Genomic DNA, 13273 nt, shown 5'->3' with positions numbered 1-13273 from the left:
GGCCGGGGCCGGACGGGCAGGCCGGGCAGGCCGGGTGCGGCCGGGCGCGGGACGTCCCCGCCCACCCCCGCCCCGACGGCCAGCGCCGCGGAGAGGAGGTCCCCCGGTGGGGTGATCGGCTGGACTTGGTCGAGTGTCGTCATCGCACACCCCGCCCTGGTGGCGTGGCCCGCGCGGGACCGCTACGGGCTGTGATCGACATTATGCGCGAGGTCGCGGGGGTGAGGCGAGGAGGGGACGGACCGCGCGGCGCGGGCCGCCACCGCCGGCCTGACCGGCCGGTCGCTTTTCGCGGTCCCATTCCAGTTGCTCGCGGCGGCGCTGTCAAGGCGAATTAACACGCGCTTCACGGGCCTGTGATATCTGCCGGACGAGGGCCGGTGTAAGAATGCGGGAAAGCGAGCATGAACCGACCGGTCCGTTCCCCGTGGCTCTGTCGAATGGAGCTGGATTCCCGTCATGGTGCCGTCCCCCCGCAGCCTGCGCGCCGCGGCGTCCAACCTCGCCCGCAAGCTCGTCCACGGCCGGCTGGCCGACCTGCGCCCGACGCCCGCGGAGGTGGTCGCCGACTGGCCCGGCGGGGCCGCGGTGCGCCGCTACCGCGGGCCGCGCGGGCTGATCGCGGCCGGTCCGCCGGTGCTGCTCGTCCCGCCTCCGGACGGCCCGGCGCGCTGCTACGACCTGCGCCGCGGATACAGCCTCGCCGAGCATCTGGTGAACGCGGGACGCCGCAGCTACCTGCTGGAACAGGGGGCGGGCGGGACGCCGGGAGCGGGGCTGGCGGAGGCGATCGAGGCGGTCGGCCGGGACGCCGGGGGCCAGCCGGTGCAGCTGGTCGGCTGGTCGCTGGGCGGGGTCCGGGCGCTGCTGGCGGCCGCCGAGCGGGCGGCGCCGATCGCGTCCGTGGTGCTCGTCGCGGCGCCGGCCGACCCGGCCGCGGTGCCGGTCCCGGCGCCCGGCGGGGCCGCCTCGCGGCCGGAGGAGGCGGTCGCCGGGGCGCTGTTCGGCGGACCCGCGGCACCGCCGCCCGACCCGGCCCGCGGGCTGCCGGGCGTCGAGAAATACCTGGTGCGCCCTTACCAAATATTGACTCATCTTGACGATGCCGAATTTCTGGCGCAGGCCGAGGCTCTCGATCATTTCGCGAACGCGATGGTGGCCTCTTCCGGCCGCGCCCGCGAAGGGCTCCGCTCGGCACTTCTGCGGGACACCGGGGAGATCGAGTTCGAGGGCCGGCGGATCGGCCTGGACGGGATCCGGGTGCCGGTTCTGGCCATCGCCGGCCGGGACGACCGGCTGGCGCCCGCGAGCGCGGTCCGGCCGCTGATCCGGCTGCTGCCCAACGCCCCGGAGGTGCGCTTCGAGATCGCGCCCGGCGGGCACCTGGGCGTGCTGACCGGCAGCGCCGCCCGCGCGACGACGTGGGCGCACCTCGACCGCTGGCTGGACGAGGGCATCGTCCGGCACGGGCTGCGCGCGCCGCGCCGCCGCCGCCCCGCGGCCATCTGACCGGGCCGCCCCGCGGCGATCCGACCGGGCCCTCCGGCGGCATTCCGGGCTGAACCCCCGGGTGATCCTCGGTCACCCGGGGTCATCCTGTGTCAAGGAAACCCCCAGGGATGCTTTTCGGTCCCCGTAATCGCGGCGCCCCCTGTGTGTCGGCGGAGTGACCGTCCGATCGCCGACCGTAATGTGTGCTGGCGTTGGATGAGCCACGCGGTCGGGGGGCGACGCGCATGACGGCTGGGACGGACTCGCGGGACTCGGGCGCGCCGGGAGGCGCGGGCGGCCGCCCGGTGCCCCAGATCATCGGAATCGGCCCGTTCGGGCGGCCCGCGCCGCATCTGGCGGTGGCGGTGGCCCGGGCCGGCGGCCTCGGCGTCCTGGACCTCGGGACGGACCGTGCGGCCGCCCTCACGGCGCTGGCCGACGCCTGCCGCTGGTGGGCGGGGCCGCTCGCGGTCCGCGTCCCGGCGGGCTGCGGCCTGCGGCCCCGCGACCTGCCCGCCGCCGTCGGCACCGTCATCGTCGACGCCGCCGCGCTGGCGCCGGAGCCGGAGCCGACACCCCGCACCGTGCCTCCCACGCCTTCCACCGAGACTCCTGCCGCGCCCGCCCCGGCGGCCGCCGCCCCACTGCCCGAGCGCGTACCGGAGCCGGCGGCCGAGCCGGAATGGGACCGCGACGGCGGCGAGGAGGCGGGCTGGTCGGTCCGCGTCATCCCGCCGAAGCCCAAGAAGGCCCCCGCGCCGCCGAAGGACGCCGCGCACCTGGACGACGCCGCGCCCGAGCCCGAGCCGGTACGGCCACCGGACGGGGACGGCGAGGACGGCGAGACCGATGAGACCGACGAGACCGATGAGGCGCCGGAGGGCGGGCTCGTCGACGCCGAGGCGTTCGCCCGCGGCCGCCGCCTGCTGATCGAGGTCGTCGACCCGGACGAGGCGGCCGCGGCCGTCCGCAGGTTCGGCGGGACGGCCGGCGGCTGCCTGCACGGGATCATCGCGCGCGGCCGGGAGGGCGCGGGCCGGGTCGGCGACCTGACCACGTTCGTGCTGCTCCAGCGGCTGCTCGGGGACGCCCGCGTGGGCGTGCCGGTCTGGGCGGCCGGGGGCATCGGCCCGCACACGGCCGCCGCGGCGGTGGCGGGCGGTGCCGCGGGCGTGGTGCTGGACTCCCAGCTCGCCCTGGTCCGCGAGCTGGACGCCCCCGCCGACATCGCCGCCGCCGTGGCCGCGATGGACGGCGGCGAGACCCGGATCGTCCGCGGCCATCGCCTGTACGCGCGTCCCGACCTGCCGGACTTCGACCTGGACGGGCTGGGCATCGCCGAGGTCAACGCCGCGCTGGGCGCCGCGGGCGGGCTGCGCGACCGGCCGGTCGCCGTCGGCCAGGACGGGGCGTTCGCGCGCCCGCTGGCCGAGCGGTACGGGACGGCGGGCGGCGTCGTGCAGGCCGTCCGGGAGCAGATCGCCGCGCACATCCGGGCGGCCGTGCGGGCCGAGCCGCTGGCGCCGCGCGACCTGCCCGCGGGCGCCGCCGCGGCCCGCGCGTACCCGGTCGTGCAGGGCCCGATGACGCGGGTCAGCGACCGGGCCGCGTTCGCCGCCGCCGTCGCGCAGGACGGCGGCCTGCCGTTCCTGGCGCTGTCGCTGATGAACGGCGAGGAGGCGCGGGAGCTGCTCGCCGACACCGCCGCGCGGCTCGCGGACCGGCCGTGGGGCGCCGGGATCCTCGGCTTCGCGCCGCCGGAGCTGCGCGCCGCGCAGCTGGACGCGGTGCGCGCGGCCCGCCCCCCGTACGCGCTGATCGCGGGCGGCCGGCCGGCCCAGGCGCGGCCGCTGGAGGACGCCGGGATCAGCACCTACCTGCACGTCCCCTCGCCCGGGCTGCTGGACCGGTTCCTCGCCGAGGGTGCCCGCAAGTTCGTGTTCGAGGGCATGGAGTGCGGCGGCCATGTCGGCCCGCGCGGCAGCTTCCCGCTGTGGGAGGCGCAGGTGGAGCGCCTGCTCGCGTTCTGCGACGCGGGCGGGGATGGGGACGCGGGCGAGCTGTCGATCATGTTCGCCGGCGGGATCCACGACGAGCGGTCGGCGGCGATGGTCGCCGCGCTGGCCGGGCCGCTGGCCGAGCGCGGCGCGGAGATCCGCGTCCTGATGGGGACGGCGTACCTGTTCACGTACGAGGCCGTCGAAGCCGGGGCGATCACGCCCGGCTTCCAGCGGGCCGCCGTCGACTGCGCCGGGACCGCGCTGCTGGAGACCTCGCCGGGGCACGCCACCCGCTGCGCCCGCACCCCGTACGTCGAGACGTTCGAGGCGGAGCGGCGCCGCCTGGAGGAGGCCGGGACGCCGCGCGAGAAGGCGTGGCGGGTCCTGGAGGAGCTGAACCTCGGCCGGCTGCGGGTGGCGAGCAAGGGCCTGCGCCGCGAGCACGCCGACGAGCCGAGGACGGACGGGCACGGCCTCGTCCCGGTCGGCGCGGACGAGCAGCTGCGCGAGGGCATGTACATGCTCGGCCAGGTGGCGGCGCTGCGCTCGGCGACCACCAGCGTCACCGGCCTGCACGAGCAGGTCAGCACGGGCGCCACGTTCTTCCTGGCGACCCGGGCCGCCAAGCTCGGGCTGATCGCGTCCGCTACCGGCCCGGCCGCGCCGGAGGACGCGGCGGGCCCGATGGACATCGCGATCGTCGGGATCGGCTGCGTGTTCCCGCAGGCCCCGGACGCGGCGGCGTTCTGGGGCAACGTGGTGCGCGGCGTGGACGCGGTCACCGAGGTGCCGCCGGGCCGCTGGGACCCGGCCGTCTACTTCGACCCGGCGGCGGTACGGGACGGCGCGGGCGACCGGACGCCGTCCAAGTGGGGCGGGTTCCTGCCGGACGTGCCGTTCGACGCGCTGGAGTACGGCATCCCGCCGCAGTCGCTCGCGGGCGTCGAGCCCGTCCAGCTGCTGAGCCTGGAGGTGGCGGCGCGGGCGCTGGAGGACGCCGGGTACGGCACGCGGCCGTTCGACCGCTCCCGGACCTCGGTGTTCTTCGGCGCGGAGGCGGGCACCGACCTCGGCACCGCGTACGGGACCCGGGCGCTGCTGCCGTCCTACTACGGCGAGGTGCCGCCCGGCCTGGACGAGCAGCTGCCGCGGCTGACCGAGGACTCCTGCCCGGGCGTGCTCACCAACGTGATCGCCGGGCGGATCGCCGACCGGCTGGACCTCGGCGGCGCCAACTACACGGTGGACGCCGCGTGCGCCGCGTCGCTGGCGGCGCTCGACGCGGCCTGCAAGGAGCTGGTGTCGGGCGGCAGCGACATGGTCCTGTGCGGCGGCGCCGACCTGCACAACTCCATCTACGACTACCTGCTCTTCTCGGCGGTGCACGCGCTGTCGCCGCGGGGCCGGTGCGCCGCGTTCGACGCCTCGTCCGACGGGATCGCGCTCGGCGAGGGCGTCGGCTGCGTGGTGCTGAAGCGGCTGGCCGACGCCGAGCGGGACGGCGACCGGATCTACGCGGTGGTCAAGTCGGTCGCCGGGGCCAGCGACGGCCGCTCGGCCGGCATCACCGCGCCGCGGGCCGAGGGCCAGCGCCGCGCGCTCGACCGCGCGTACCGGCGGGCCGGCGTCTCCCCGGCCCGGGTGGGCCTGGTCGAGGCGCACGGCACCGGCACCGAGCTCGGCGACCGCACCGAGCTGGCCACCCTGACCGCGACGTATGCGGCCGCCGGGGCGCGGCCGGGCGGTACCGCGCTCGGCTCGGTGAAGTCGCAGATCGGCCACACCAAGTGCGCCGCCGGGCTGGCCGGGCTGATCAAGACGGCGTACGCGCTGCACACCGGCGTCCGCCCCGGCACCCTGCACCTGGAGGAGCCGAACCGGGCCTGGGACGCGGCCACCAGCCCGTTCCACTTCGGCCGGTCGGCGCGCCCCTGGGCGGCGGCGCCGGGGGAGCGGTACGCGGGGCTGAGCGCGTTCGGGTTCGGCGGCGCCAACTTCCACGCGGTGCTGTCCGGGTACGACGGCGCCCCGGAGCCGGTCTCCGGGGTCGCGGAGTGGCCCGCCGAGCTGTTCCTGATCCGCGGGGCCGGGCGCGCCGAGGCCCGGGCGGAGCTGGACCGGCTCGGCGCGCTGCTCGACTCGGCGGCGGCGCGCGGCGCGCGGCTGCGCGACCTGGCCGCCGCGATGGCGGGCGACGGGTCCGGGACCGGCACCGTGCAGGTGGCGCTGGTCGCCACCGGCCTGGACGACCTCGCCGCCAAGCTCGCCGCCGCGCGCGACCTCCGCGCCGGCCCGGGCGTGTTCGTCGCGGACGAGGAGCACGCCGCGCCGGGCGGGCGGGTGGCGTTCCTCTACCCGGGGCAGGGCAGCCAGCGGCCGGACATGCTCGCCGGCCTGTTCGTGGCGTTCCCGCGCCTGCAGCGGCTGCTGCGCCTGGGCGGCGGGGTCTACGCCGACGCGATGTTCCCGCCCGCCGCGTTCACGCCCGAGGAGGCGGAGCGGCAGCGGCTCGCGCTCACCGACACGCGCGTCGCCCAGCCCGCCCTCGGCATCGCCGGGCTGGCCGCGCACCGGCTCCTCGGCGAGCTGGGCGTGCGGCCGGACATGGCCGCCGGGCACAGCCACGGCGAGCTGACCGCGCTGTGCGCCGCCGGGGCGTTCGGCGAGGAGGACCTGGTCGCGCTGAGCGCCGCCCGCGCCGAGGCCGTGCTGGCCGCCGCCGAGCGGGCCGGGGAGCGCGGCGGCATGGCGGCCGTCGCCGCGCGGCCGGAGGACGTCCGGCTGACGCTGGCCGACGTCGGCGAGGTCGTCATCGCCAACCACAACGCGCCCCGCCAGGTCGTGATCTCCGGTACGGAGGCCGGGCTGGCGCAGGCGCTGGAGATCCTGGGCGAGCACGGGATCGCGACCCGGCGGCTGCCGGTCGCGTGCGCCTTCCACAGCCCGCTGGTCGCGGCGGCCGCCACCGCGCTGCGCGCCGAGCTGGACGCCCGCGCCGTGCGGCCGCCCGCGTACCCGGTGTGGTCCAACGCCGGCGCCGTCCCGTACGGCACGTCCCCGGCGGAGCTGCGCGGCACGCTCGCCGCCCAGGTCGCCGCGCCGGTGCGGTTCGCCGAGCAGATCGAGGCGATGTACGCGGCGGGCGCGCGGGTGTTCGTGGAGGCCGGGCCGGGGCGGGTGCTGACCCGGCTGACCGGCATGATCCTCGGCGGCCGGCCGCACACCGCCGTCGCGGTGGACGCGCCCGGCCGGGACGGCGCCGGGGGCGTGGAGGGGCTGCTGCTCGCGCTCGCGGAGCTGGCCGTCGCGGGCGTCCCGGTGGACGCGGCGCGGCTGCTCGCGGGCCGGGGCGCGCGGGCCGCGGCCGCCGGCGCGGAGGACGGGTCCGGCGACGGCGCCGCGCCGCCCGTGCCCGTCTGGATCGTCAACGGGCACCTCGTCCGGACGGCCGACGGCGCCCCGCTGCCGAACGGGCTGCGGCCCGCGGAGCGGATCGCGCCGCCCGCCGCGGCGGAGACCGTCCACGGCACCGCGGACTTCCCGGCGCCCGCGCGCACGCCGCGCCCCGCCCGGCCGCGGCCGCAGCGGGCGGGCAGCGCGGCCGAGGGCACGGTGGTGGAGTTCCTGCGCGCGGGCCGCGAGATCATCGCCGCCCAGCGGGAGGTCGTCCTGGACTACCTCGGCGCGGGCCCGGGGGCGCGGCGGGCGCCCGTGCCGCCCGAGGGAGCGCCGCCGGTGCCCGGCCCGCGCCGCGCGCTGCCCGGCGAGGTCGTGAGCGCGCAGGCACCGGCGCCCGCCCTTGATCCCGCCACAGAGCCCGCCACAGAGCCGGCCCCGGACGCGGTCTCGGAACCGGCCCCGGAAGCCGCGCCGGAGCCCGTGCCGGACAGGGACCGGATCGAGGCCGCCGTGCTCGGCGTGATCAGCGCCCGTACCGGCTACCCCCGCGAGATGCTCGCCCCGGGCCTGGACCTGGAGGCCGATCTGTCGATCGACTCCATCAAGCGCACCGAGATCCTCGGCGAGCTGGCCGACCGGTTCGGCCAGGGCCGGGCCGGGGCCCGCCCGGACGGGGCCTTCGCCGAGCGGCTCGCGGCCGTCCGGACGATCGGCGAGCTGGTCGGCCGGCTGGGCGAGCACCTCGCCGCGCCGGACGAGCGGCCGGCCGTCCAGCGGTACCTGGTCGAGACCGTCCCGCTGCCCCAGCTGCCCGAGTCGCCCGAGCCGACCGGCCCGGCCGGCGAGCCCGCCGCGGACCGGTTCGCCGGCCGCGCGTTCGTGATCGTGGACGACGGCGGCGGCATCGCGCTCGAACTGGCCGACCTGCTCGAACGCCGCGGCGCCCAGGTGCGCACCCCGACCGAGCCGGACGGCGGCCCCTGCGACGGCCTGATCCACCTGGCCGCGCTCCGCCCCGGCGGCGGGCCCGTGCTGCCCGGCGCGTACGGCGGGATCCGGGACGCGCTGGCCGCGGGCGGCCTGCGGTGGCTGGTGCTCGCCAGCGGGTCGAGCGGGACGTTCGGCCGCGGGTACGACGGCAGCGGCGCGGGCGACCCGACCCCGGGCGCCGGGCTGCGCGGCCTGGCCCGGACGCTGGCGCTGGAGTACCCGCGGGTGCTCGTCCGGGCGCTGGACGTCGACACCAAGGACACCCCGCGCGCCGTCGCGCTGCGGATCCTCGCCGAGCTGGCCGCCGCGGGCAACGGCACGCCGGTCGAGGTCGGCCACTTCGACGGCGCCCGGTACACGCTGACGACCGTCCCCGCCGACCCGCCCGGCCCGGACGGCGACGACATCGACCTCGGCCTGGACGCGGCCGGCGTCGTGCTCCTGACCGGCGGCGGGCGCGGCATCACCGCCCGCACGGCCGTGGAGCTGGCCCGCCGCACCGGCTGCCACGTCGAGCTGATCGGCCGGACGCCGCCACCGCATCCCGATCCCGGGCACGATCCCGTGCCCGATCCGGCGCTGGCCGCCGCGGCGGACGAGGCGGCGCTGCGGCGCGCGCTCGTCGCGCGGGGCGGCGGCCGGACCCCGGCGGAGATCGAGGCGCTGATCCGCCGGATCCTCGCCGACCGGGAGGTCCGCGCCACGCTGGACGCGCTGGCCGGGCACGCCGCGTCCGTCCGCTACACGCGGGTGGACGTCCGGGACGCGCAGGCCGTGCGCGCCGCCGTCGAGGACGTCTACGCCCGGCACGGCCGGCTCGACGGCGTCGTCCACGGGGCCGGGGTCGTCGACGACCGGCTCGTCCGCGACAAGGACCCGGCCTCGTTCGCCCGGGTCTACCGGACCAAGGTGGACGGGGCCCGCGCGCTGGCCGCCGCCGTCCGCCCCGACCTCGGGTTCTTCGTCGTCTTCGGCAGCGTCGCCGGCGTCCAGGGGAACCGCGGCCAGGCCGACTACGCCGCCGCCAACGACGCCTGCGACACCCTCGCCCACGTCTGGCGGACGCAGCTGCGCGGCCGGGTGCTGGTGGCCGACTGGGGGCCGTGGGACGGCGGCGGCGGGGGCGGCGGAATGGTCACGCCCGAGCTGGCCCGCGAGTACGCCCGGCGCGGCATCCCGCTGATCGACCCGGACGCGGGCGTGGCCGCGCTGCTCCGCGAGATCGCGTACGGCGGCGAGCTCCAGGCCGTCTTCACGGGGACGCCGTGAGCGGCGACGGCGGCGCCCCGATCGCGGTGGTCGGCCTCGGCGCGGTGTTCCCGGGCGCCGGCACCGCCGCCGAGTTCTGGCGCAACGTCCGCGGCGGCGTCGACGCGATCGGCGACGTCCCGCCGAACCGGTGGGATCCGGGCGTCTACTACGACCCCGGGGCGTACGACCGGCCGCCCGAGAGCGACCGCTTCTACTGCCGCCGCGGCGGGTTCGTCGACGACCTGGCGACGTTCGACCCGGCCCGGTTCGGGATCATGCCGGCCGCGGTCGCCGGGATGGAGCCCGACCAGCTGCTCGCGCTGCGCACCGCCGCCGAGGCCATCGCGGACGCGGGCGGCGAGGACCGGCTGCCCGACCGCCGCCGGATCGGCGTGGTCATCGGCCGGGGCGGCTACCTCACGCCCGGCGTCGCCCGCTTCGACCAGCGGGTGAGCGCCCCGCACCAGCTCACCGGCGTGCTGGCCGAGCTGCTCCCGGAGCTGGGCGCGGACCGGCTGGCGGAGATCGCCGCCGCGTTCCGGGCCCGGCTCGGGCGGCTGGAGGACCCCGTCGGGCTGGTGCCGAGCCTCACCGCGTCCCGCATCGCCGACCGGTTCGACCTGCGCGGGCCCGCGTACACGGTGGACGCCGCGTGCGCGTCGTCGCTGGTGGCCGTGGAGCACGCCGTGCGCGCGCTGCGCGGCGGCCAGTGCGACGCGATGCTGGCGGGCGCGGTGCACCACGCGCACCACGCGACCGTCTGGAGCGTGTTCAGCCAGCTGCGGGCGCTGAGCCGCAGCGAGCGGATCCGCCCGTTCGACCGCGCCGCCGACGGCACGCTCCTGGCGGAGGGCACCGGCGTCGTCCTGCTGAAGCGCCTCGCCGACGCCGTCCGGGACGGCGACCGCGTGCACGCGGTGATCCGCGGCGTCGGGTCGTCCAGCGACGGCCGGGCCGGCGGCATCCTCAGCCCGCAGGTGGACGGCCAGGTCCTGGCGGTGGAACGGGCCTGGGCCGACGCCGGGCTCGACCCGTCCGTCCCGGGCGCGGCCGGTCTGGTCGAGGCGCACGGCACCGCGACGCCCGCCGGCGACGCGGCCGAGCTGGCGACGCTGCGCCGCGTCTTCGAGTGCGCCGAGGGCGGGGCGGGCGCCGCGCCGCCGCTGTGGCTCGGCACGGTCAAGTCGATGATCGGGCACGCGATGCCGGCGGCCGGGATCGCCGGGCTCATCAAGGCGTCCTGCGCGCTGCGCGACGGCGTGCTGCCGCCGACGCTGCACATCGACGAGCCGCACGCCGCGCTCGCCGGGACGCGGCTGCGCCCCGTGCGGGAGGCGGCCGAGTGGGAGCCGCCCGGCGGCGGGGTCCCGCGCCGCGCCGTCGTGAACGCGTTCGGGTTCGGCGGGGTCAACGCGCACGTCGTCCTGGAGGAGCCGCCGGCGCCGGCGCCCGCGCGGACGCGGCGCGCCGCGTTCACCGGCCGGTCCGCCGAGAGCCGCGGCGGCGGCGGCGAGCCCGTCCTGCGGCTGGCCGCCGCCACGCCCGAGAGGCTGGCCGCCCTGCTGGCCGGGCCCGGCGAGGAGATCCTGGCGCACGGCGACCCGGACCCGGAGCTGCCGTGCCGCGTCGCGATCGTCGAGCCGACCGCCCGCAAGCTCGACCTGGCCCGCGCCGTCGTCGCGCGCGGCACGCCGTGGCGGGGCCGCAGCGACATCTGGTTCACGCCGCGCCCGCTGCTGGCGCGCGGCGGCGGCAGGACCGCGTTCCTGTTCCCGGGGTTCGAGCCCGCGTTCGAGCCGCGCGTCGACGACATCGCCGAGCACTTCGGCATGGAGCCGCCGCCGCTGACCGGCCGCACCGACCCGCTCGGCCACGCCACCGACGTGATCGCGGTCGGCCGGCTGCTGGCCGCCGCGCTGGCCCGGCTGGGCGTCGAGCCGGACCTCGTCGCCGGGCACAGCCTCGGCGAATGGACCGCGATGATCGTCGCGGGGATGCACGAGCCGGCGGCCGTCGAGGCGTTCACCGCCGCGCTCGACCGGGCGCCCATCGAGGTCCCCGAGGCCGCGTACGCGGCGCTCGGCTGCGGCGCCCACCGCGCGCTGGAGGCCCTCGGCACCCGCACCGACGTGGTCGTCAGCCACGACAACTGCCCGCACCAGTCGGTGATCTGCGGCCCGCCCGAGGCCGTCCGCGAGCTGCTGGGACGGCTCGCCGCCGAGGGCGTGCTCGGGCAGGAGCTGCCGTTCCGGTCCGGGTTCCACACCCCGCTCGCCGAGGTGTACCTGGAGCACGCGCGCCGCTCGTTCGAGGCGCTGAAGGTCGGCGAGCCCGCCGTGCCGGTGTGGTCGGCCACGACGGTCGCGCCGTTCCCGTCCGACCCGGCGGCGGTGCGGGAACTGGTCGTCCGGCACCTGCTGGAGCCGGTGCGGTTCAGCGAGCTGATCGAGGAGCTGTACGGGACGGGCGTCCGCGCGTTCGTCCAGGTCGGCCCCGGGAGCCTGACCGGGTTCGTCGCCGACCGGCTCGGCGAGCGCGACCACCTGGCGCTGGCGGTGAACGTCCCCAAGCGCACCGGCCTGGACCAGCTGCGCCGCGTCGTGGCCGCGCTGTGGGCCGAGGGGTACGGCGCGCCGCCCGTTCAGGACGGCGCCGGCCCGGCCGGGATGCGGCTCGACCTCGGCACGCCGCTGGTCCGGCTCGCCGGATCCGTACCGCCGATCGGCCTGGCCCTGCCGGGCGGCGCCGCGGACTGGCCCGACCTGCCCGCCCGCGACCCGGTCATGGCCGAGCTGGACGCGCTGCTGCGCGAGGCCACCGCCGGCGCGCAGAGCGTGGTGGACGCGCTGGACGCGGGCCTGGGCGACGGCGCACCCGCCCATGCCGACGTCCATGTCGCCATGGACCGGGACCCGCATGGAGCCGATCAGGGGCCGGCGGCGGCGACGTCGCTGACCACGTCCCGCACGTTCTCGCTGGACGCGATGCCGTTCCTGGCGGACCACTGCGTCATCCAGCAGCCGCCCGGCTGGCCCGACATCGCCGACCGGTTCCCGGTCGTCCCGCTGACGACCCTCCTGGAGGTGATGGCCGAGGCGGCGCGCGAGCTGCTGCCCGAACTGGCCGTCATCGGCTTCGAGGACGTCCGCGCGATGCGGTGGGTGGTGGCCTGCCCGCCGACCACCGCCGACATCCGCGCCGACCCGGCCGACTGGCACGGCGGGCCGCGCCGCGTGAAGGTCGAGATCGAGGGGCACGTGGAGGGCACCGTCCTGCTCGCCGAGCGGTACCCGGCCGTGCCGGTGCGGGCCCTGGACGACCGCGCCGCGCTGGAGGCCGAGGGCCCGCCGCCGGTGACGGCGGCGCAGCTGTACGACGAGCGCTGGATGTTCCACGGCCCGCGCTTCCGGGGCGTCACCGAGATCACCGCGATGGCCCGCGACGGGGTGCGCGGCGTGCTGACCGCGACGGACGCGCCCGGCGCGCTGCTGGACAGCGCCGGGCAGCTGTGCGGCCACTGGATCCAGGTGTACGGCGAGAAGGACCAGATCGTCTTCCCGATCGGCATCGGCCGCGTCACCCTGTACGGCCCGCACCCGGCCGCCGGCGAGCGCGTCGGCGCGACCGTCCGGAACCGCGCGGTGTCCGAGAGCACCGTCAAGTACGACGCCGAACTCGTCCGGGCCGGCGGCGACGGCGGCCTGTGGGCCCGCGTCGAGGGCTGGACGACCCGCCGCTTCCACACCGACGAGGCGACCTGGCGGATGAAGTTCACCCCGGAGCTGTCCGGGGTGGCCGAGCCGCAGCCCGGCGGCTGGTGCCTGGCGCGCCGGCACTGGGACGGCACCTCGGCCCGCGACATGCTGATGCGGCAGTACCTCGGCGGCGCCGAGCGCGCCGAGTACCTCGCGATGCGGCCGCGCGAGCGCGGCCCCTGGCTGCTCGGCCGGATCGCGGTGAAGGACGCCGTACGGCACTGGCTGTGGGAGCAGGGGCACGGGCCGCTGTTCCCGGCGGAGCTGACCGTACGGGACGGCGAGGCGGGCCGGCCGGAGGTGACCGGCCCGTTCGGGACCGGGCCCGCGGTGTCGGTCGCCGCCACCGCCGACCTGGGCGCGGCGCTGGTGCGCACCGCCCCCGGC

The 13273-nt window shown here is 78.3% G+C and carries 3 protein-coding genes; all 3 read left to right on the top strand.

Annotation, left to right across the window (positions count from 1 at the left end):
* Window positions 1–459: 459 nt before the first annotated feature.
* On the top strand, window positions 460–1509 hold the full coding sequence (locus AB0881_RS40765; protein WP_366626183.1) for an alpha/beta hydrolase: 1050 nt from the start codon (window positions 460–462) through the stop codon (window positions 1507–1509).
* Between the two features lie 227 nt (window positions 1510–1736).
* Window positions 1737–9149, top strand: a complete 7413-nt coding sequence (locus tag AB0881_RS40760) for an SDR family NAD(P)-dependent oxidoreductase (RefSeq protein WP_366626181.1) — start codon at window positions 1737–1739, stop codon at window positions 9147–9149.
* Window positions 9146–13273: beta-ketoacyl synthase N-terminal-like domain-containing protein (locus AB0881_RS40755; RefSeq protein WP_366626179.1), on the top strand; the 4128-nt coding region annotated here is incomplete at its 3' end. The genes AB0881_RS40760 and AB0881_RS40755, both read left to right, overlap by 4 nt.

It is taken from the genome of Spirillospora sp. NPDC029432 (assembly GCF_040703975.1).
GTDB lineage: Bacteria > Actinomycetota > Actinomycetes > Streptosporangiales > Streptosporangiaceae > Spirillospora.
The sequence above is the reverse complement of the archived record's forward strand: the minus strand, read 5'-3'. Positions and strand labels throughout refer to the sequence as shown.

Excerpts from the sequence above, each read along its gene's own strand:
- AB0881_RS40760 (WP_366626181.1), top strand. The coding sequence starts at position 1,737 with ATGACGGCTGGGACGGACTCGCGGGACTCGGGCGCGCCGGGAGGCGCG.
- AB0881_RS40765 (WP_366626183.1), top strand. The coding sequence starts at position 460 with ATGGTGCCGTCCCCCCGCAGCCTGCGCGCCGCGGCGTCCAACCTCGCC.